Source organism: Streptococcus hongkongensis, from assembly GCF_053206145.1.
The window spans coordinates 1-21,745 of record NZ_JBRUGD010000010.1 but is presented as its reverse complement, the minus strand read 5'-3'; the positions used below and the strand labels follow the sequence as shown (position 1 = coordinate 21,745).

Genomic DNA, 21,745 nt, shown 5'->3' with positions numbered 1-21,745 from the left:
GTTAACGAAGAATATGGTGTATGATTATTATATCTACTTTAAAAAGACAGCTAAGCCAATTAACTTAAAAACTGATCCTACATTACTTAAGCGAGTGCGAATTGTAGCTAACAGTAAGGATTTTCAGCTTATTCTGTCTAGTCTAAAATGAATGACAAGGCCCTCAAGAATTACCTGATGACGCCTTACTAATTAACTGGCCAACAGGTCTTTGTTCAGATAGAGCAATTATCTGGTCCGTTAGGGATGTTGTAATTGGTGTAGATGTCTTGTTTTTTACAGACAAGTCGTCCGTGTAAAGTGAATTTTTTAGAAAAATTAACCCAACAACTTGTTTTTTGCAGACAAACAAGTTATCATATCACTAATCTCCAAACAATGATTCTTAGTGAGAGAGAAGAATAAACTGGAAAACAATTTAAAGACCGATTCCTTAATCTAGGGATTGGTCTTTTGCATTTTTAGAAAGGAAAAATCAAAAAAGGAAAATTAGATGCTATATTATTACAGCATAATCTATTATAATGAAAAGAGACCGTAACGAGAAATGAGGATTTTACAATGAAACATCTGACAGAAAAAATCAGTCTATTAGCTTTATCCCTAATGATGATTACACCATTTTCTGTTTCACCAGCAATTTCAATGATGTTGGATTACTATCAAGAACAAGGCTATGGCAGTAAAGATGTCAATATTCTTTTCTCACTATCTTCCTTTGCTATTTTAGGAATTTTGTTAATCAATCCCTTTATTAGTAAATGGCTATCAGCCAGAAAAACTGTTATTACAGGGTTGCTTTTAATTGCCTTTGCGGGAGCTACACCGGTTTTCACTCAAATTTACAGTTTGGTTTTTCTGTCACGATTATTACTGGGGGCAGGTATTGGATTGATTAACGCCAAGGCTATTAATATTATTAGTGAACGCTTCACTGGGAAAGAACGCATTCAGATGCTGGGACTCAGATCTTCTGCTGAAGTTGTCGGGGCAGCTGTCATGACCTTTTTAGCGGGCTATCTCATCAGCTTTGGGTGGCAAAATGCTTTCTTGATTTACCTATTTGCAATTATTATTCTAGCCATGTATCTTTTATTTGTTCCTGAAGTTAAAGTTGAGCAGATAAGAGACAGTAAAGAAATTCCTTTGTCAGCAAAGCAAATTATCAGTCTTGTGGCCATGGCAATCTATGCAGGTTTTGTTATTTTAGTCAACACATCAAACACCCTTAGAATCCCACTGGCTATGGATCAATTACATATGGGAACACCAGCACAGGCTAGTTTGATTTTGAGTTTAATGATGTTGATGGGGATTCTCTCAGGAATTTGTTTCAGCCGACTACTGTCTTGGTTTCATTCCTACTTAATGGCTGTTGTTGCAATCTCACTGGGTCTTGGCATGTTTGTGCTTTATTATGCAAACAATCTATTTCTTATTGGGCTAGGGGCAGTTTTAACCGGTTTTGTTTATAGTGTCGGGGTGACAGTTATCTTTCATACGGTATCTGAAAAAATTCCAGGTAATCAACTTACAGCAGCAACAACTCTTGTCCTGATTGGTTGTAATATTGGTGGTGGTGGGGCGGCCCTAGTTCTGCAGTGGTTAACTAGCCTTACCAAATCAGTCATTGCACCTTATTTTATTTATGCCGTCCTTAGTTTACTATTGGGATTAGGATTATTGCTAGCAGAGCTAGTAAGAAGAAAAGCTGTTAGAAACTAAGTTGGATTCAATTGTTAAATAAGTTGACCTTGCTCAGCGATTCTGCTAAAATAGAATGGTCGTAAAGACACACCAACTTTTTCTTGGTTTTAGGAGTGCCAATCCTAGGACTCGGATTAAGCAAAAAAAGGAGACATTATTATGGCAATCTCAAAAGAGAAAAAAAATGAAATCATCGCTCAATATGCACGTCATGAAGGCGATACTGGATCAGTTGAAGTTCAAGTAGCAGTACTTACTTGGGAAATCAACCACTTGAACGATCACATCAAAGAACATAAAAAAGACCATGCAACATACCGTGGTTTGATGAAAAAAATTGGTCACCGTCGTAACCTATTAGCTTACCTACGTCGTACAGATGTTAACCGTTACCGTGAGCTTATTCAATCTTTAGGTCTTCGTCGTTAATTTTAGTTTTAAAAGCTTTTCTGACTGCTTCAAGTTATCTTGATGAGCTCAAGTTCTATCTTCAATCACTTTCATTGTCAGAAATGCTTTTATAAACTAAAATACTAGAGACTTCCATTTGGAAGTCTTTTTTTGTTGTCTTGGTATACTTGGGTATTATCATCGCTCCTCTGCCTTGTTAGCAAGAAATTTTAGTTAGAAAAATAGGGAAAGTCTTCAGAGATGGAGTCTTTTTTGTTGCTTGTTATTTTAGATTTAGCAATGTATGTATACTTTGTTTTTGCCTTGTGTGGACATGGCTCAATTAGAAGAGCAATGGTTTTTGGAACACATAGAGTTGTTGCTTTGTTGTGTGATAACTGTAATAATTCAGGATAATAATAAAAGATTCTTTTATTATTATCCTTTCAGAAACTGTTTGTCTCTATTTTCTGAAATAATTGCATAAGACATTAAGCTTCTTTTAGTTGTGAAAAGGTTTTAAAAATCTTCTTAGAGTAGCCTCAAAGGTCATGAAATTTTTCTTAATTTGTGGTAAAATGAACCAGATACGTCGTTTGATACAAAGAGGAGTAGATAAGCTATTATCTGTTGCTTTTTGTAGCAGAACAACGTAGACAAAAACAAGATATTTTTGAAAGGGATGAAGTAGATTTTGTCTTATAAAATCTGCTTTAGGTAACGTATTTTATGTCAAAACAAACATTTACAACAACATTTGCTGGTAAACCGCTTGTTGTTGAAGTTGGACAAGTCGCAAAGCAAGCCAATGGTGCAACTGTTGTCCGTTATGGTGACTCAACTGTTTTAACAGCTGCTGTTATGTCTAAGAAAATGGCAACAGGTGATTTCTTCCCACTCCAAGTCAATTATGAAGAAAAAATGTATGCTGCAGGAAAATTCCCAGGTGGCTTTATGAAACGTGAAGGCCGTCCTTCAACGGATGCTACCTTAACGGCTCGCCTGATTGACCGCCCAATCCGTCCAATGTTTGCGGAAGGCTTCAGAAATGAAATCCAAGTCATTAACACCGTTCTTTCTTTTGATGAAAATGCTAGCGCCCCTATGGCAGCAATGTTTGGGTCATCATTAGCACTATCTATTTCAGATATCCCATTCAACGGCCCAATTGCTGGTGTACAAGTTGGTTACATTGATGGCGAATATATCATCAACCCAGATAAAGCACAGCTTGAAGCTTCGCTATTAGAATTAACGGTTGCTGGTAGTAAAGAAGCTATCAACATGGTTGAGTCTGGAGCTAAAGAATTATCTGAAGATATCATGCTTGAAGCTTTGCTTCGTGGTCATAAAGCTATCCAAGAATTGATTGCTTTCCAAGAAGAAATTGTCGCGGCAGTTGGTAAAGAAAAAGCAGAAGTTGAACTCTTACAAGTCAATGCTGACTTACAAGCTGAAATTATTGCCAAATACAATGCAGACCTTCAAAAAGCAGTTCAAGTTGAAGAGAAAAAGGCCCGTGAAGCAGCAACTGAGGCTGTTAAAGAAGTCGTTAAGGCTGATTATGAAGCTAAATTTGCTGAAGATGAAAACTTGGCAACAATCATGCGTGATGTGGCTGAAATCCTTGAACAAATGGAACACGCAGAAGTGCGTCGTTTAATCACTGAAGATAAAGTTCGTCCTGATGGTCGTAAGATTGATGAAATCCGTCCCTTGGATGCTCAAATTGATTTTCTTCCAAAAGTACATGGTTCAGGTTTGTTTACACGTGGACAAACTCAAGCTTTGTCAGTTTTAACACTAGCACCAATGGGTGAAACACAAATCATCGATGGCTTAGATGTTGAATACAAAAAACGGTTCCTACACCACTACAATTTCCCACAATATTCAGTTGGGGAAACTGGTCGTTACGGAGCAGCTGGACGTCGTGAAATTGGTCATGGTGCTTTAGGTGAACGTGCGCTTGAACAAGTTCTTCCAAGTTTAGAAGAATTTCCATATGCTATTCGTTTAGTTGCGGAAGTCTTAGAGTCAAATGGGTCATCTTCACAAGCATCAATCTGTGCGGGAACACTTGCCCTTATGGCTGGTGGTGTGCCAATTAAAGCACCAGTTGCAGGTATTGCCATGGGTCTTATCTCAGATGGAACAAATTACACTGTCCTAACAGATATCCAAGGTTTAGAAGATCACTTTGGCGACATGGACTTCAAGGTTGCGGGGACACGTGACGGTATCACTGCTCTACAAATGGATATTAAGATTGAAGGAATTACACCACAAATTCTTGAAGAAGCTTTAGCACAAGCTAAAAAAGCACGTTTTGAAATCTTAGATGTAATCCAAGAAACAATTGCTGAGCCTCGTCCAGAATTAGCACCAACTGCACCAAAAATTGATACTATCAAAATTGATGTTGATAAAATCAAAATTGTCATTGGTAAAGGTGGCGAAACGATTGATAAGATTATTGCTGAAACAGGTGTTAAGATTGATATTGATGATGAAGGAACAGTTCAAATCTTTTCAAGTGACCAAGCTGCTATTAACCGTACCAAAGACATTATTGCTAGCTTAGTTCGCGAAGCTAAAGTTGGTGAAGTATACCATGCTAAAGTTGTTCGTATTGAAAAATTTGGTGCCTTTGTTAACTTATTTGATAAAACAGATGCCCTTGTTCATATTTCAGAAATTGCTTGGACTCGTACAGCTAATATATCAGATGTCCTAGAGTTGGGTGAAGAAGTTGATGTTAAGGTTATTAAGATAGATGAGAAAGGGCGTGTTGACGCGTCAATGAAAGCCCTCCTTCCAAGACCACCAAAATCTGAAAAAACTGAAGAGGAAGCGTCAGCTGATAAGCCAAAAGAAAAGCACCAAGGTTTCAAACACCAGGGACGTAAACCTCATCATGCTGATAAAAAAATAGAAACAAATAAAGAAGAAAAACATGACTAATAATACTATCAATGAGTTAGATATTCGCTTGCGAGCCTTTATCAATGCACCGGATAACTTTTTAGACGGAGTTGGTCTGGTTAATGCATTACATCATTTTCCGGTTTGGGCAACCAAAGAACCATATGCTATCGAAGTCGATAGTCAGGTTGTCACACCGGTATTTACTGATAAAGATGATATGGCACTTTTTAAGGAAGATCAAGAGAGCGCACAAAGCCATTATTGGCTTGAGCGTTCGGCCATCGCAGTCCTTGAGGAAGTGATTAAAGCAGGTGTTTCGGGCTTAGTCTTTAATCTAAAGAAAAAAGGTGATTTTGGTAATTCAACTATTTTTAAAAGTAGTGATTTGATTCGTTTCTTAAATGATTATACTGGAATTCTCAATGCACTTATGGGAGATGAGAACCAGGAAGCAGATACAATGGATAAGTTATATCTTGTTCCTGCTTTTGTTTTACCACGTGAAGATAATGTATTTGATCGCCTATTTCCAACAATGGCAACGCCTGAGGGGAAATCATATATTCCTGCTTTTTCAAACTTAGAAAGTTTTGCCAAGTGGTATAATCAAGAAGATTTTGGTGGTGCCTTTCGTAAGAGTCATGGTGTCATTTTGACCTGGAAGATTGAAGATATTTATCAGCCACGTAATGGTGACAATGACATTGATCAAACTGTAGGGGTAGCTATTAATCCATTTGACGATCAACAGATTTTACTCAATTGGACTGATATTGAACAGTAAAAGGAGTTTACATGGGCTGGTGGAAAAAAAGTATTGATATTATTAAAGAAAAAGACCCAGCAGCACGTAGTTCTCTTGAAATTATCTTAACTTATCCTGGTTTAAAAGCTTTGGCTGCCCACCAATTATCACATTGGATGTGGCAGAAAAATTTAAAACTATTAGCAAGAATGCACAGTCAAAGTTGGCGATTTTGGACAGGGATTGAAATTCATCCAGGAGCATCGATTGCACCTGGGGTTTTCATTGATCATGGTTCGGGTTTAGTAATTGGCGAGACAGCTATTGTAGAAGAAGGGGTTATGCTTTATCATGGCGTCACTTTAGGTGGGACTGGTAAGGATAAAGGGAAACGTCACCCGACGATCCGAAAAGGGGCGCTTATCTCTGCGCACTCACAAGTCATTGGTCCAATCGAAGTTGGTGAAAATGCCAAAGTTGGTGCGGCAGCTGTTGTCTTATCTGATGTTCCAGGAGATGTAACGGTAGTAGGTGTACCTGCTAAAGTGGTTCGTGTCCACGGAGAAAAAGATGAAGTACAAATAAAAACAATTGAACATAAACGTGAAGAATCTTATTATTCATCAAAGCTGTGAGCTATTTATAGACAAAAAGGATTTGATTACAAAAATATGATTGTATAGACTTCGGTAATCTCTGTTGTCTTGTTACTTCTAGTAACTATTAGGTGCCCAAAAGTAGATGGGTAATTAGGGTGAATACCCGAATAGTAATAAAAAGCTCAACAAATATTCTCTGCAGTTTGTCAAAGTAAGTATAAGATATTATACTCAAATATAGGTATAAAATGTAAAGGACGAAAGTAAATTTCGGCTCCTTGTCAACTGTAGTGGGTAGCTGAAAAGCTAAGTTCTGGAGAGTATCAACTTGATACTCTCCTTTTTGATGTTCAAAGCAATCAAAATACCTGTTTTAAAGTTTTCAAAGTTCCGAAATCCAAAAGCATTACGCTTAATAACTTTAATAAGATTGTTAGTAGCTTCTAGCTTGGCATTAGAGTAAGGAAGTTCCATAGTATTTATTATCTTGTCTTTTACCTTAAGAAAAGTCCGAAAGACTGATTGATGTAAATCTAGGGCAGACGGTATTAATATGATCTGTGATAAGTTCAAAGAAAGGGTCAGCTTGCTTCTCTTGAAAATGAAAGAGTATAGGTCATAGTGGTATTTCAATTCCTCAGAAAAAATTAGGAATTTATTGATAGAAATTGAGAAATTCAAAAAAACTATTGACAACTGTAAGCGATTCCTATAAAATTAACTTAAACGTTTAAGTTGATCGATTTTTCAATATGATTAACCTTTATTTAGAATTTTAGGAAGTTACTAAGCCACAGAAAGGTTCTGGTGACTATTTTAAGGAGGATACTACAATGACATGGCGTTTTAAAAGATTATCTGTTTGTGGAACGGTAGCTTTAGCTTCGTTGGGAATTTTATCAGCTTGCAGTGATAGTTCAAAATCGGCTAAGCAAGATGGGGGCAACAAGCTAACTGTTTCTGTTGATGAGAATTATGCCGACTACATTAACAGTATTAAAGCAAATTTTGAAAAGAAAAATAATGTTTCAATTACTGTAAAAAAAGAAGGCATGATTGATACACTTGATAAATTATCAACCGATGGGCCAACTGGTGCTTCACCTGACGTATTTTTGGCACCATATGATCGTGTTGGTGGGCTAGGAACTGAAGGGCAGATTGCTGAAGTTAAACTAGGAAATAGTAAGGACTATGATAGTACAGTAAAAAATCTCGTAACAATTAAGGGTAAAACATATGGTGCGCCAAATGTTATTGAGACACTTGTTGCCTATTATAATAAGGATTTAGTTTCTAATCCTCCTAAAACTTTTTCGGAACTTGAGGAGTTACAAAAAGACACTAAATTTTCATTTCCTTCTGAACCGGGAAAATCAGTTGGATTTTTAGCTAAATGGACTGATTTTTATTATGGTTATGGTTTAATAGCTGGTTATGGAGGCTATGTATTTGGTGACAACGGGACAAAAGCTAGTGACTTAGGAATTGGAAATGATGGTGTAGTCAAGGCACTAACTTATGCAAAAAGTTGGTATAATGTATGGCCACAAGGGATGCAAGATTCCAAAAAAGCTGGAGATTTTATAACAGAACAATTTGCTTCTAAAAAAGCAGGTGTCATCATTGATGGGCCGTGGGCTGCAAGCTCCTTCAAAGCTTCTGGGATTAATTTTGGTGTAACAGCTATCCCGACGTTACCTAATGGGAAGAAATACCAACCATTTGCTGGTGGAAAAGCATGGGTTATTTCTAACTATTCTAAATCGAAGTCAAATGCACAAAAATTCCTTGATTATGTGACAAATGAAACAAACCAGAAACTTTTTTATGATAAGACTCAAGAGATTCCTGCTAACTTAAAAGCAAGAGAACAGGTTTTAAGTCAAGGTAATGATCTAACAAAAGCAGTTATAAGTCAATTTAGTAGTGCTCAACCTATGCCTAATATTCCAGAAATGGCTGAGGTATGGAATCCAGGAGCTAATTTGTTCTTTAATGTTGCTTCTGGAAAACAAGAGCCTAATAAAGCAGTAAAACAAGCGACCAATGAAATTAAAGAAGCGATTCGACAAAAGTATCAAGACTGACAAATTTTATAATAGAATCTTGACGTACTTGTCTTGTAATTTTAAGTTAATTAATAGAATTTTTTTGTAAGTAATGGAAGGACAACAGTCAAAAGTCATTTAAGTTGTCAAATAGTGGAGGAAAGAATGAATAGTGCTGGAATGCTACATGTTACTGATTCGAGGTATTGTTTTGCAATATCTGAAAAGGAACTTGTCATCCGATTACGTGTAGCTAAGGAAGATACGAATATTAGCGTAACATTGGTTTATGGGCCAAAATTTCATTATCATGAATACCAAGAAGAGACAGAAATGTCATTGGCATTTATTGATCATACACATGCCTATTATGAGACTAAATTAAAGCTTGAAGATGTTCGCCTTGCTTACATTTTTAAAATTGAAGAATGTGGGAAGATCTACTATTTTAGTGAAGATGGACTTACAGAAACTTATGATTTTACTCATGGTTTTTATAACTTTTTCCAGATGCCATATATCAATGCCGCTGATATCCATCATATTATACCCTGGACGAAGACAGCAGTTTTTTATCAAATATTTGTCGATCGTTTTAATCGTGGGGATTTTAGAAAAGATGACTCTTATATCAATATGAATTGGTTGGATAAGCCTACCCCAGAAAGTTTTGCTGGTGGAGATTTGAAAGGTATTTCAGAAAAATTAGATTATCTTGATAATCTAGGTATCAATGTAATTTACCTTACTCCGATTTTTAAATCTGCAAGTAACCATAAATATGATATTAGCGATTATTATGCGATTGATCCACATTTTGGAGATAAGTTTGACCTACACAATTTAATCAAGCAAGCTCATCAAAAGGGAATTAAGGTTATTCTAGATGCAGTATTTAACCATGCAAGTAGTACATCGGATGAATTTCAAGATGTTATAAAAAATGGGAAAGATTCAATTTATTATGATTGGTTTATCATTTATGATGATTTTCCGACGATAGATTTGAAAAATTATGAAACCTTTGCTGATTGTAGTAATATGCCTAAGTGGAATACCTCGCAGCCAGCAGTTCAGGATTATTTGATTCAAATTGGAAAATATTGGGTTACTGAGTTTGATATTGATGGTTGGAGACTGGATGTTTCAGATGAAATTTCTCATGATTTCTGGCGTCGTTTCCGCAAAGCTATTAAAGCTGTTAAATCAGATGTCATCTTGATAGGAGAAAACTGGCACGATGCATGGCCCTATTTAAAAGGGGATCAATATGATGGCATAATGAACTATGCCTTTACAAAGGCATGTCTAGATTATTTTGCCTATGAAACAGTTGACTCAAAGCGTTTTGCAGAAAAATTAAGTCATATTGTGATGAGAAATACTTGGCAAGTGAATGCTATGAATTTAAATTTATTAGATTCGCATGATACCCACCGTTTTTTTACGCAAGTGAATCAAAATAAGGACAAATTATTAGCAGCCTTAGCTTTACAGTTTGTCTTTGTAGGCATTCCTTGTATTTATTATGGAACTGAGTTGGCTATGACTGGCGGGTACGATCCAGATTCTAGACGAGGATTCGATTGGAATGAGGCAAAGAGAGATGATCAATTCTTAGAAAGTGTCAAACAGATTATCGGGCTTCGTCGTCTAGAGATTATCCAAGAAGGTAGGATTATTTTTGATACTCTTGCTGACTGTTTAATAATCAAGAGAGTCTTAAACGATAGGTCAGTTGTTTTATATATTAATAATGGTCAAGATGCTATTAATATTAAAGATAGAGGACAAATCTTGGTAGGAAATAAAGTTGATTGTAAACACTACCAATTATTGCCAAATGGTTATGTAGTTGTTGAATACTAACCTATAGTAAAGGAGTGAGTGATGAGCAAACTTAATCTAAAACTTTGTAGATGGTTAACTACATGCGCTCTTATATTGACAATTATTTGCGGAGCAACAACAGTATTAGCTACAGAAAATACTCTTGTTACAAATAAGGCAGATTTTTCAACTGATACGGTTTATCAAATCGTTACCGATCGTTTTCATGATGGTGATGTTACAAATAATGTGATATCTGAAGTTTTTGATAAACATGATCCTAAAAAGTATCATGGTGGTGACTGGCAGGGGATTATTAAAAAAATTCAAGATGGTTATCTTACAGGAATGGGAGTATCAGCTATTTGGATTTCTTCACCTGTTGAAAATAGTGATAGGATTGATCCATCAAATGAAAGTGCAGCTTATCATGGTTATTGGGGCAAAGATTTCTTTAGAACCAATAAACATTTTGGGACAGAAGCAGAGTTTATACAGTTAATAAAAGTAGCCCATGATCACAATATTAAGGTGGTTATTGATTTTGCGCCCAACCATACTTCGACAGCTGAAAAAGAAGGTATGGTATTTCCTGAGGATGGTGCTTTGTATAAGGATGGAGAATTAGTTGGCTCATTTACGAAAGATAGTCAAAAGATTTTTAATCATGAATCCTGGACGGATTTTACTACTTATGAAAACTCCATTTATCATTCATTGTATGGCTTAGCAGATCTTAATAATATCAATCCAACAGTTGATAGTTATATGAAGGAAGCTATTGATAAATGGTTAGATATGGGTATTGATGGAATTCGTGTCGATGCTGTTAAACATATGTCTCAAGGTTGGCAAAAGAATTGGTTAAGTCATATTTATGAAAAACATAATATTTTTACATTTGGTGAGTGGTTTTCAGGACATACAGATGATGAATTTGATATGACAACTTTTGCGAATAATAGTGGAATGGGGCTTTTGGATTTCCGATTTGCTAATGCTGTTAGAAATTTATATACGAAATCTGCAACATTCACAATGAGCGATTTTTACAAAGTTCTTGAAAACAGAGATAAGGTTACCAATGAGGTGACTGATCAAGTAACGTTTATTGATAATCATGATATGGAACGGTTTGCATCAATAGTATCAAACGATAAATCTGCTATTAATCAAGCTTATGCTTTGCTATTGACCTCAAGAGGTGTTCCAAATATTTATTACGGCTCAGAACAGTATGCAAGAGGGAACAAAGATCCAGAAAATCGTGGAGATATGCCTGATTTTAATAAGGACTCAGAAGCCTATCAAATTATTTCAAAATTAGCCCCTCTAAGAAAAGAAAACCTTGCCTTAGCTTATGGCACAACCGAACAGCGGTGGATTAATAATGATGTCTTAGTCTTTGAAAGAAAATTTGGTGATAATGTTGTCTTGGTAGCAATTAATAGAAGTAAAACGAGCAGTTTTACAATTGAAAATGTTAAGACTACACTGGGTGCGGGAGATTATGCTGATCAATTAGAGCAGATGATGAAAGGAAATGATATTTCTGTTTCATCTAATGGAACTGTAAAAACATTTACCTTGCAACCTGGTGGTGTATCCGTTTGGACTTCAACAAAAGTGAGCAAAGCTCCACTATTAGGAGATGTTGATCCCTCAATGGGGATTGCAGGAAATAAACTGACCTTAGTTGGTCAAGGTTTTGGAGATAGCAATGGAACTGTTAAATTTGGTAACGTAGATGCGGAAGTGTTGTCCTGGTCGGATACAATGATAACTATTAAAATACCATTAGTAACTGCTGGTTATTATAATATTTCAGTGATTGCTGCTGATTATCAAAATAGTAATGCATACGAAGCTTTTGAGGTACTTACAGGCAAACAGATTCCTGTTCGTTTAATGGTAAACAATTTCAAAACAGATCACGGCGAACAATTGTATCTTTTAGGAGATGTGTTTGAATTAGGTGGAAATGATCATAGAAATGCAGTTGGACCATTGTTCAATAACACTAAGTCAGTTGCTAATTATCCTAACTGGTTCTTTGATGTTAATTTACCTAGTCATACGGATATAAAATTAAAACTTGTAAAAAAAGACAAAAATGGTAATGTATTATGGACGAGTCCTGAAGACTATATTATTCATACTGGAGATAAGGCAGAAACGATTGCAGTCAAAAAATAAATTTTAGATAGTTGGCCAGTTGTTATTAGTTAGGATTACATAATTATTTATGGGAAGAGGAGTTGAAAGTGAAATCTATAGATAAAGAGAAGGGACGAAATCCTAATATAGCAATGTGGTTATCAATTATCCCAGGATTAGGTCAATTTTATAATCGGCAAACAGCTAAAGGTTTGATCTTGCTAGGTATATTTTTTATTGAAGTCTGTGAAATTTTTGCCTTTGGACTTCCAGCTTTAGTTGGATTGGTTAGCTTGGGTAGTAGACCAATGATCGATCATTCCTTATTTCTACTCATTAAGGGAGCGATGCAATTAATAGTATTTGCAATATTTGCTCTTTTCCATTTAATTGCAATGAGAGATGCTAGAATTGTTGCTCAAGAATTCAATAAAGGGAAGGTTGTTCGTAAAAGTATAGAAGATTTAGTTAAGATTGCTTACGAAAAAGGCTTCCCTTATTTACTCATTGTGCCTGCTTATTTGGTTATGGCTTTTACAATTGTTTTTCCTGTACTAGTCACTTTATTAATTGCTTTTACAAATTATGATTTTAGGCATATTCCTCCGTATCGGCTTTTAGATTGGGTGGGGTGGAAAAACTTTCTTAATATTTTAGAATTGAGTACTTTTAAGGTTGCGTTTTCATCTGTATTATCATGGACAATTATTTGGACACTATTAGCCACTAGTTTACAGATTATCCTTGGGATTACCACAGCAGTCATAGCTAATCAACCATTTATTAAAGGTAAACGTCTATTTGGAGTTATTTTCTTATTGCCTTGGGCTGTACCTGCTTTTATTTCAATTATGAGTTTTGGCAACTTTTTTAACGACTCTATCGGAGCGATGAACGTTCAGGTTTTACCATTTATTGAGAAACTCTTTCCCTTTTTTGAATTTGGCCTTATTCCGTGGAAAACTGATCCGTTCTGGACAAAAGTTGCAGTTATTATGGTTCAGGGGTGGTTGGGATTTCCTTATATTTATATTCTTGTATCAGGGATTTTACAATCGATACCGTCAGATTTATATGAGGCTGCGACTGTTGATGGAGCGACTACTTTACAGAAGTTCCGTCATGTTACTTTACCAATGATTTTTGCAGTAGCCGCACCAACCTTAATTTCACAATATACCTTTAACTTTAATAACTTTTCCATTATTTATCTCTTTAACAATGGAGGGCCGGGATCTGTTGGCGGTGGAGCTGGAACAACAGATATATTAATTTCATGGATTTACAAATTGACCACGCAAACTTCACCACAATTTTCACTGGCTTCAGCGGTTACTTTGATTATTTCATTGATTGTAATTTCAGTTTCATTAGTGACTTTTAATAAATTTAAGGTATTTGATATGGAGGATAGGCAATGAGGCAACTTTTTAGAAGCGGATCTATAAAACGAAAACGTTTCGTATTGCAAATAATGACTTATTTTTATCTGCTATCGTTATCCGTTGTTATACTTTTCCCTATATTGGTTACCGTTAGCTCGGCATTCAGGCCTGGAAATGCAACTGCTTTTAGTTTGACATTTAATGAGTCGTGGACTTTAGCTAATTTTAAAACGTTATTTAATGACACATTATATTTTCATTGGTATTGGAATACATTAGTGGTTGCCTTTTTCACTATGTTGATTCAAGTGACAGTTGTTACCTTGACAGGATATGCATATAGTCGCTATAATTTTCTAGGACGACGCAGTAGTTTGCCTTTTTTCTTGGTTGTTCAAATGGTTCCTACCATGGCTGCGCTAACAGCATACTTTGTTATGGCTTGGTTATTCAATGCATTAAATCATTATTGGTTTTTAATTCTGATTTATGTTGGTGGAGGAGTTCCTATGAATACTTGGCTGATGAAGGGCTATTTTGATACGGTTCCGTATGATTTAGATGAGTCTGCGCGCCTAGATGGTGCAGGCCATCTTGTAAGGTTCTCTAAAATTGTTCTTCCACTTGTACGACCAATGATAGCAGTTCAAGCTTTGTGGGCATTTATGGGACCGTTTGGTGATTTCATGCTTGCCAAATTTTTGTTGCGTACACAGGAAAACTATACGGTTGCTGTCGGTTTACAGTCATTTATTACTAATGATGCGAGAAATCCTAAAGTAACTTTGTTTGCGGCAGGTGCTATTCTTATTGCTATCCCAATTTCACTACTCTTTTTCTTCTTGCAGAAGAACTTTGTTTCTGGATTAACAAACGGAGGAACAAAAGGATAGACTAACAAGGAGTCTAATTAATGAATTTTCGAAAACCAATGCTTATTGAATACCTTCAAAATTGCTTTACTCCTAAATCAATTTTTGCTAACCGCAATCGTTTTAAGTGGTGGCAAAACCTATTTCTTACTATTTTCCTAAATTCATTAATTATGGTTCCGGTTACTATTCATTATGCTAATTTAAAAACTTACCCGTTGGAGTTGATTGTCAAAGAGAGTTTATCTCCGATTACTCAAAAAACTTCAGTTTCCTTGAGACAAGGAACTATTGATGATAACACTTACTCTGGTAAATCGATAGTTATTAGAGATGGGAAGGTTGCTATTGCTGTTTTGCCAACAATAGAGCAACGTCGTCAATTAAAACGAAGTAAATTAAACCATATTATTCTAACAAGAGATACATGGTACTTTGTTACTCACGGAGACAAAGTATTATCTTCCCCTGTAAAGGGCAAGAAATTCTCTTTAGAAAGCCTTAAGGATAGAGAGAGTGTCAGAGAATTTGTTAATCAACAGTGGTTTTTAGGGAATAAATCGAGTTTACTATCCTACCTTTTGTTGGTATTTGGTTTGGTCATTACTTCGGGAAATTTGGTCATTATTGGATTAGGGACGTTATTTTTAACACTTACTAAAAAGTCTAACTTATTTTCAATAAGAAGTACTTCAGAAAGTTTTGGAGTGATGGTGAACTGTTATGCTTTACCAACTCTACTAGCAACTTTGTTAAGTATTTTTGTTCATAATCCTGTTTTGCTAATGAATTGTCAAGCATTTGGAACGTTATTGATGCTTACTTGGGTTTTTTCTAAAACACGCTTTAGAGATGAGCTATCATAAATTTTTGATGAGTAAAAAGAGTAGGACGAAAAAACAGTGATTTTGTGGCTATTTGATTTTGCTAGCATTCCTCCGCAAACTTGTGGAGGGTTGAGGCAGTTGATGTATCAACATATTAGAGCTTATCCAACCATTGCTGATCAAATATAAGACTATAAAAATGATAACTGTCGAATAATAAATAATGATGTGATTCGAACAATTGTTCAAAATGTTATAAGCAATATTTATTGCAAGAGTAAAAAAATCAATTGACTAATTAAGAGCAATTGATTTTTTTGTGGTATCTTTTAGATGAGGAGGTTATGATTTTTATCGAGTTTACGATTTTTAGCCCATTTGATGGCTTGAAGGAGTAGATCACATTTTGCAAAGTCAAGAGAATCAAGATAGTACTTATTGGGGTGGTCATTAAAAAACTGATCTAGGGAATTATTGAGGATAAGGATTGGCTTGTCTTTATAGGCATTAAGATCATTGGCAATATCGCAAAAAATGATATTGGGAAAGATCTCGACTAGTCGCTCGCGTAAATGCTTGTTATTAACGGGAAGACTGATTACATGGTAGGCTGTTTGATTGAAAAAAGCCTCGGCTTTTTTCTTAGCTTCTAAATAGTTTGTATTAATTTGGAAAAATAAGGGATCATTAATGAGTGCGTTTAGTGCAATCAATGGTTTAAAATTTAGTTGACCGATTTTATAAAAACTTTCGTTACTGATATCGAATGTTAAAATGACATCAGCCCAATCAAATTGTTCAATCATCTTATCTGATAAACAAACCAATTGATAATTGTTTTGGTGTAGGAAACTTGAGAGAGTATTAATAATATGCATTTGCTCTGCTTGTACCAAAATAGAATGACTTTGCTTATAATATAGTACGATACTATTGGATTGACGCATCACAAGGGAGCGAGCAGCTTGATTGGGGGTGTAATTGAGGAGGTTACTGATATGAAGTACTTTATCTCGTGTTTCATCGCTTATTTTTTGATCTTGTCTATTATTTAAAACATAAGAAACAGTGGCAACAGATACACCGGCTTCTCGTGCAATATCCTTGATAGTAACTTTAGTCTTCATAATGATGTTATATACAAAATTAGAATGAAAGTCAAGGATTATTCCCAAGATAGTAACATTTTAGTGCAATAGCTCAAGTAAGTGAATGACACCATTTATTTTTCACAAATTATATTTCTTTCATCTCTCGGAGTACAGCTTCTTTGTGGTATAATAAGTCTAATTGATAAAAAAGCGAGTGACAGTGTATGATTAAAATTTACGATACCATGACCCGTAGTCTGCGTGACTTTATCCCACTAAAAGATGGAGAAGTTACTATTTATGTTTGCGGTCCAACGGTTTACAACTATATTCATATTGGTAATGCGCGCTCAGCTGTAGCCTTTGATACCATTCGTCGTTATTTTGAATATAGTGGTTACCAAGTTAATTATGTCTCCAATTTTACTGATGTCGATGATAAAATTATTGATGCAGCCGCAAAGGCTGATATGACACCAAAAGAATTAGCAGATAAATTTATTGCAGCATTTATGGAAGATACCAAACAACTTGGTATCAAGCCAGCGACTCATAATCCACGAGTGATGAACTATATGGATCAGATTATCGCGTTTGTGGTTGCTTTAATTGACAAGGGCTTTGCCTATCAGTCTGCTGGTGATGTCTACTTCCGTGTCGACAAGTCAAGTAACTATGGTAAATTGGCTAATAAGACCCTTGAGGATCTTGAAATTGGAGCCTCTGGTCGAACAGATGCGGAAACTGATTTGAAGGAAAATCCATTGGACTTTGCCCTTTGGAAATCGGCCAAAGCTGGTGAAATCTCATGGGACAGTCCATGGGGATCAGGACGACCTGGTTGGCACATTGAATGCTCAGTCATGGCGACTGAAATTCTTGGTGATACCATCGACATTCATGGTGGTGGTGCTGACTTAGAATTCCCTCACCACACGAATGAAATTGCTCAGTCTGAAGCTAAAACCGGCCACACCTTTGCTAATTATTGGATGCATAATGGCTTTGTTAATGTCGACAATGAAAAAATGTCCAAATCTTTGGGGAACTTTGTGACAGTTCACGACATGCTTCAAACAGTAGATGGACAAATCGTGCGATTCTTCTTGGCAACGCAACAGTACCGTAAGCCCATTAATTTCACAGAAAAAGCCATCCATGATGCGGAAGTTAACCTGAAGTACTTAAAAAACACCCATGGTCAACCATTAACAGAAGATGCTTCAGTAGAAGAATTGCAAAGCTACGTCACAGCCTTTACAGATGCTATGGATGATGACTTCAACGCAGCTAATGGGATTACTGTAGTCTTTGACTTTGCCAAATGGATTAATTCAGGTCATTACACAAGTGCTGTTAAGGCGGCTTTTGAGCGCATGTTAGATGTCTTTGGCATTGTTTTCCAAGAAGAAGTGCTTGATGCTGATATTGAAGCATTGATTGCCGATAGACAGGCTGCGCGTGCTAGTCGTGATTTTGCGAAAGCTGATGCCATTCGTGACCAATTGGCAGCACAAGGTATCAAATTGTTAGATACTAAAGAAGGTGTGAGGTGGACGCGTGACTAATCTCGATGTCAACTTGATTAATGGGATAGCTTTGGCTTTTGAAGGGGACGCAGTTTATTCTTATTATATCCGCCGGCACTTGATTTTTTCAGGACAAACCAAACCTAGTCAGTTGCACCACAAGTCAACTCGCTATGTATCTGCTAGTGCCCAAGCCATGCTGATTACAGCTCTCTTGGAAGCGCAGCTATTGACTCAAAAAGAAGAAGAAATCTATAAACGTGGTCGCAATACCAATAGTCATACCAAAGCTAAAAATGCTGATATCATAACCTATCGCATGTCAACTGGTTTTGAAGCCTTGATGGGCTATTTGGATATGACGGCACAAACTGAACGCCTTGAGGAATTAATTAGCTGGTGTATTAATTATGTAGAAAGTCATTAAAAGAGAAAAATCCTTTCTCTTTTTTTGTTTGGTCAATTTTTATAAAAACTGTAAATAATTGATTTATTGGTGAAAAGTTTTATAATAGGAGATAATCATTAAGGAAAACGGAGTAATCGATATGGATAAAATGAGAAAAATGGCAATTTATAGTGTGCCTTTGCTTGCTAGCATGGGTTTATTAGTATTTTCTAGTAATCCTTTGGTTTCTGCAGAAACTCAACAATCAGCTGTGACGAGCCAAAATCCAGTAACAGCTCATCAGGTCATGGTTACTAATGCTTACCGTGACAAAACATCCATTATGGATATCCAAATTACTCTTGGGACGGCTTTTCAAAAAGGAGGACAGGCTAAAATCAATCTTTTGGATGCTAATAAGCAAATTGTAAGTTCCATCGATTATACTCTTGCCTCTGGTCAAAAGGGGATGACAGCTTGGTTTGATTTAATGGGGAGCAAAGAGGGAAATTACACTATTCAGGTCACTGTTTCCGATGACAAAGGAAAAGAAGTTATTGAGACAGCTCCCTTTAGTTACCCCCTTGTCTAACTTGCCTTAAGTAATACGGACTGGTTAAAAATTGGCCGGTCTTTTTTTCTAGAAAAAGGGAAGTCAAAACGCCAATCGGCTGCATTCATGTTATAATGAAACTATGAAAAATAACCAATTAATAGAAGAAAGCAACGATATGGTCTATGGCGTACATGCCGTAGTTGAAAGCCTAACAGCAAACACAGGAAACAAACTCTACATCCAAGATGATTTACGTGGCAAAAACGTTGATAAGATTAAGGCCTTAGCAACTGAGAAAAAAGTGTCAATCTCTTGGACACCAAAGAAAAGCTTGTCTGATATGACGGACGGCGCTGTTCATCAGGGCTTTGTTTTACGTGTGGCAGAATATGCTTACGCAGAATTAGACCAGATTATCACCAAAGCTGACGCAGAGGATAATCCACTGATCCTGATTTTGGATGGGATTACAGACCCCCACAATTTTGGCTCGATTTTGCGGACAGCTGATGCCACAAAAGTTGCTGGTGTGATCATTCCTAAGCACCGTGCTGTAGGTGTGACACCAGTGGTTGCCAAAACCTCAACAGGTGCCATTCAGTATATGCCGATTGCCCGTGTAACCAATCTTAGTCAAACCCTTGATAAGTTGAAAGAACGTGGCTATTGGATTTTTGGAACAGATATGGATGGCACTCCATCACACAAATGGAATACCTCAGGAAAATTAGTCTTGATTATTGGCAGTGAAGGTAAAGGTGTTTCTCACAATATCAAAAAACAAGTAGATGAAATGATTACCATTCCAATGGATGGACATGTACAGAGTCTCAATGCCGGTGTCGCTGCAGCTGTCCTCATGTACGAAGTCTACAGAAATAAATTGTAGGATTAGCCTATGAAACGAAAAATCATGTTGGTCGATGGCTATAATATGATTGCTTTTTGGCAAGAGACCAAACAACTCTTTAAAACCAATCAATTAGACCAAGCACGGACAATTTTGTTAAATAAATTGAACAACTATGCCCATTTTGAGAAAATTGAGATTGTCTGTGTTTTTGACGCCCAGTTCGTACCCGGTGTCCGACAACGCTATGACCAATATATGATTTCAGTTGTTTTTACAGAAGAAGATGAAACAGCTGATAGTTACATTGAACGCACCGCGGCAGACCTCAATACCGTTCGAAATTTGGTTGAAGTAGCAACCAGTGACCTCAATGAACAGTGGACCATTTTCTCTCAAGGTGCCCTAAGAGTGCCAGCTAGAGAACTCGAGCGCCGTGTTAACACGGTCAAATCAAATCTAGATAAAATGTCTCAGAGTATTGATCTCAAGAAACCAAGACTTGGCCCTTGGAACCCCAAGCAAATGGACAAGCTACAACAATTATTAGAAGATTTATAAGAGTAAGAAGACCAGAGTTTGTGTCTTCTTTTTTAGGATAGGCAATTATCATGTGATTTGTCTTGTCAAGCAAAACCATTTTTGGTAAAATAATGCAACAATGCTTTGAAAATCAAATTAATTTTAAGGGGAACCGGATGACTTTCACCATACTAACTGATTCAACCTCAGATCTTAATCAAGACTGGGTTGCAGCTCACCAAATAGCTATCTTAGGCTTAACCGTTGAGCTCAATGACCAAACTTACCAAACAGTCGGTCAGGATGCACTGGACTCAAATCAACTCCTTGAGGAAATGAAAAAAGGAGCCAAACCTAAAACAAGCCAGATTAATGTCGGAACCTTTGAAGCTTACTTTAGAGAAAAAGCAAAGCTTAAGGAGCCAGTTCTCTATGTAGCTTTTTCATCAGTTTTATCAGGAACCTACCAAAGTGCAGTGATGGCGCGTGATATGATTTTGGAAGATTACCCTGAAGCGGTAATTGAAATAATTGATACCTTAGCTGCCGCGGGCGGCGAAGCACTCTTGGTCCTCAAGGCAGTAGAAGCCCGTAAGAGTGGCACTAGCTTGCAAGAAACAAAGGCGATGATTGAAGCACTAGCACCACGTATCACTTCTTATTTCCTAGTGGATGACCTTTACCACCTCATGCGAGGCGGACGCCTCTCTAAAAGCTCTGCAATTCTAGGAAGCTTAGCCTCTATCAAACCGATTTTAAGTATCGGTGCAGAAGGGGCTTTGATGCCAATCAGCAAGGTACGTGGTCGAAAGAAAGCTATTAGGGAGTTGTTGACCTTATCTTTAGCCGAGGTGGCCAATGAACCACTGGTCATCTCCTACACGGGCGACAGCCAGCAAGCTGAGGAGCTAAAAGCTATTATCTTGGAAGAAGGAAGCGTTTCTGAAGTCTTACTGATGCCAATCGGACCAGTGATTGCAGCTCACGTTGGCCCAGATACCTTAGCAATCTTTAGCATAGGACAGTTTGAACGGTAAAATTGCCAAAAAGATTGATGAGAAATCATCAATCTTTTTTTGAAGTCATTAAAATAGCGTTTTGTCAAGTATAGTTGACAAAATAGATGGAATAGTTTGTATTTTTGGTATATATGAAAGTTCTAAAATGAAGTTAGCCACTTAAAGGGTATCAAAAAAACATCTCAGAGAGATATAATTGTAATCTACCACAACAACAATTGGAAGGTCTCTGAGATGCAAAACTATTATACACCAAAAGGTAAACAGTTAACACTAACTGATCGTAGAAATATACAACG

The 21,745-nt window shown here is 36.6% G+C and carries 18 protein-coding genes and 1 pseudogene; 17 read left to right on the top strand and 2 right to left on the bottom strand.

Annotated features, from left to right (window positions below; translation table 11 throughout):
- Positions 1 to 555 precede the first annotated feature (555 nt).
- The 5 genes and pseudogenes from ACVRZD_RS07270 to cysE all read left to right on the top strand — a co-directional run.
- Positions 556 to 1,725 (top strand): annotated as a pseudogene (locus tag ACVRZD_RS07270) (MFS transporter); the annotation flags it as partial.
- Positions 1,726 to 1,866: 141 nt separating this feature from the next.
- The gene (gene rpsO / locus ACVRZD_RS07265) at positions 1,867 to 2,136 is read left to right on the top strand and encodes a 30S ribosomal protein S15 (protein WP_037626464.1); all 270 of its coding nucleotides are present in this window, start codon (positions 1,867 to 1,869) and stop codon (positions 2,134 to 2,136) included.
- Between the two features lie 690 nt (positions 2,137 to 2,826).
- Entirely contained in the window at positions 2,827 to 5,061 is a 2,235-nt protein-coding gene (gene pnp / locus ACVRZD_RS07260) for a polyribonucleotide nucleotidyltransferase (protein WP_037626466.1), read from the top strand.
- Positions 5,054 to 5,809 (top strand): SseB family protein, encoded by a 756-nt coding sequence (locus ACVRZD_RS07255; RefSeq protein ID WP_037626468.1) that lies wholly within the window; start codon positions 5,054 to 5,056, stop codon positions 5,807 to 5,809. The genes pnp and ACVRZD_RS07255 overlap by 8 nt, the downstream gene beginning before the upstream one ends.
- 11 nt (positions 5,810 to 5,820) lie before the next feature.
- The gene (gene cysE / locus ACVRZD_RS07250) at positions 5,821 to 6,405 is read left to right on the top strand and encodes a serine O-acetyltransferase (RefSeq protein WP_037626470.1); all 585 of its coding nucleotides are present in this window, start codon (positions 5,821 to 5,823) and stop codon (positions 6,403 to 6,405) included.
- A gap of 270 nt (positions 6,406 to 6,675) precedes the next feature.
- Here the strand turns inward: cysE and ACVRZD_RS07245 are convergent, their stop codons facing one another.
- Entirely contained in the window at positions 6,676 to 6,942 is a 267-nt protein-coding gene (locus ACVRZD_RS07245; RefSeq protein ID WP_447450391.1) for a transposase, read from the bottom strand.
- Positions 6,943 to 7,202: 260 nt separating this feature from the next.
- Between ACVRZD_RS07245 and ACVRZD_RS07240 the strand changes: the two genes are divergently transcribed.
- From ACVRZD_RS07240 to ACVRZD_RS07215, 6 genes are all read left to right on the top strand, one after another.
- A complete protein-coding gene (locus ACVRZD_RS07240; protein WP_037626472.1) occupies positions 7,203 to 8,459 on the top strand; it encodes an extracellular solute-binding protein in 1,257 nt (418 codons plus the stop codon).
- Positions 8,460 to 8,585: 126 nt separating this feature from the next.
- Positions 8,586 to 10,289 carry a glycoside hydrolase family 13 protein gene (locus ACVRZD_RS07235; protein ID WP_037626474.1) on the top strand — a complete coding sequence of 568 codons (1,704 nt, stop codon included), beginning with the start codon at positions 8,586 to 8,588 and terminating at the stop codon, positions 10,287 to 10,289.
- A gap of 21 nt (positions 10,290 to 10,310) precedes the next feature.
- The gene (locus tag ACVRZD_RS07230) at positions 10,311 to 12,446 is read left to right on the top strand and encodes an alpha-amylase family glycosyl hydrolase (protein ID WP_037626475.1); all 2,136 of its coding nucleotides are present in this window, start codon (positions 10,311 to 10,313) and stop codon (positions 12,444 to 12,446) included.
- A 113-nt stretch (positions 12,447 to 12,559) separates the two neighbouring features.
- Complete coding sequence (locus ACVRZD_RS07225; RefSeq protein ID WP_052128140.1) at positions 12,560 to 13,828, top strand: ABC transporter permease subunit; 1,269 nt, start codon at positions 12,560 to 12,562, stop codon at positions 13,826 to 13,828.
- Entirely contained in the window at positions 13,825 to 14,685 is an 861-nt protein-coding gene (locus ACVRZD_RS07220; protein ID WP_037626479.1) for a sugar ABC transporter permease, read from the top strand. Before ACVRZD_RS07225 ends, ACVRZD_RS07220 begins: the two co-directional genes overlap by 4 nt.
- A gap of 20 nt (positions 14,686 to 14,705) precedes the next feature.
- A complete protein-coding gene (locus ACVRZD_RS07215) occupies positions 14,706 to 15,530 on the top strand; it encodes a maltodextrose utilization protein MalA (RefSeq protein ID WP_037626480.1) in 825 nt (274 codons plus the stop codon).
- Positions 15,531 to 15,820: 290 nt separating this feature from the next.
- Here the strand turns inward: ACVRZD_RS07215 and ACVRZD_RS07210 are convergent, their stop codons facing one another.
- Positions 15,821 to 16,618 (bottom strand): LacI family DNA-binding transcriptional regulator, encoded by a 798-nt coding sequence (locus ACVRZD_RS07210; protein WP_037626500.1) that lies wholly within the window; start codon positions 16,616 to 16,618, stop codon positions 15,821 to 15,823.
- 188 nt (positions 16,619 to 16,806) lie between these two features.
- On the opposite strand from ACVRZD_RS07210, the gene cysS reads away from it, so the two are divergent.
- The 6 genes from cysS to ACVRZD_RS07180 all read left to right on the top strand — a co-directional run bounded on the left by cysS (position 16,807) and on the right by ACVRZD_RS07180 (position 21,464).
- Positions 16,807 to 18,150 (top strand): cysteine--tRNA ligase, encoded by a 1,344-nt coding sequence (cysS, locus tag ACVRZD_RS07205; RefSeq protein WP_037626481.1) that lies wholly within the window; start codon positions 16,807 to 16,809, stop codon positions 18,148 to 18,150.
- A complete protein-coding gene (locus ACVRZD_RS07200; RefSeq protein ID WP_037626482.1) occupies positions 18,143 to 18,538 on the top strand; it encodes a Mini-ribonuclease 3 in 396 nt (131 codons plus the stop codon). Before cysS ends, ACVRZD_RS07200 begins: the two co-directional genes overlap by 8 nt.
- Positions 18,539 to 18,677: 139 nt before the next feature.
- Positions 18,678 to 19,091 carry a hypothetical protein gene (locus tag ACVRZD_RS07195; protein WP_447450390.1) on the top strand — a complete coding sequence of 138 codons (414 nt, stop codon included), beginning with the start codon at positions 18,678 to 18,680 and terminating at the stop codon, positions 19,089 to 19,091.
- A 103-nt stretch (positions 19,092 to 19,194) separates the two neighbouring features.
- Entirely contained in the window at positions 19,195 to 19,944 is a 750-nt protein-coding gene (rlmB, locus tag ACVRZD_RS07190; RefSeq protein ID WP_037626486.1) for a 23S rRNA (guanosine(2251)-2'-O)-methyltransferase RlmB, read from the top strand.
- 9 nt (positions 19,945 to 19,953) lie between these two features.
- Positions 19,954 to 20,466, top strand: a complete 513-nt coding sequence (locus tag ACVRZD_RS07185) for an NYN domain-containing protein (protein ID WP_037626488.1) — start codon at positions 19,954 to 19,956, stop codon at positions 20,464 to 20,466.
- A gap of 137 nt (positions 20,467 to 20,603) precedes the next feature.
- Complete coding sequence (locus ACVRZD_RS07180; protein ID WP_037626490.1) at positions 20,604 to 21,464, top strand: DegV family protein; 861 nt, start codon at positions 20,604 to 20,606, stop codon at positions 21,462 to 21,464.
- Positions 21,465 to 21,745: the final 281 nt, after the last annotated feature.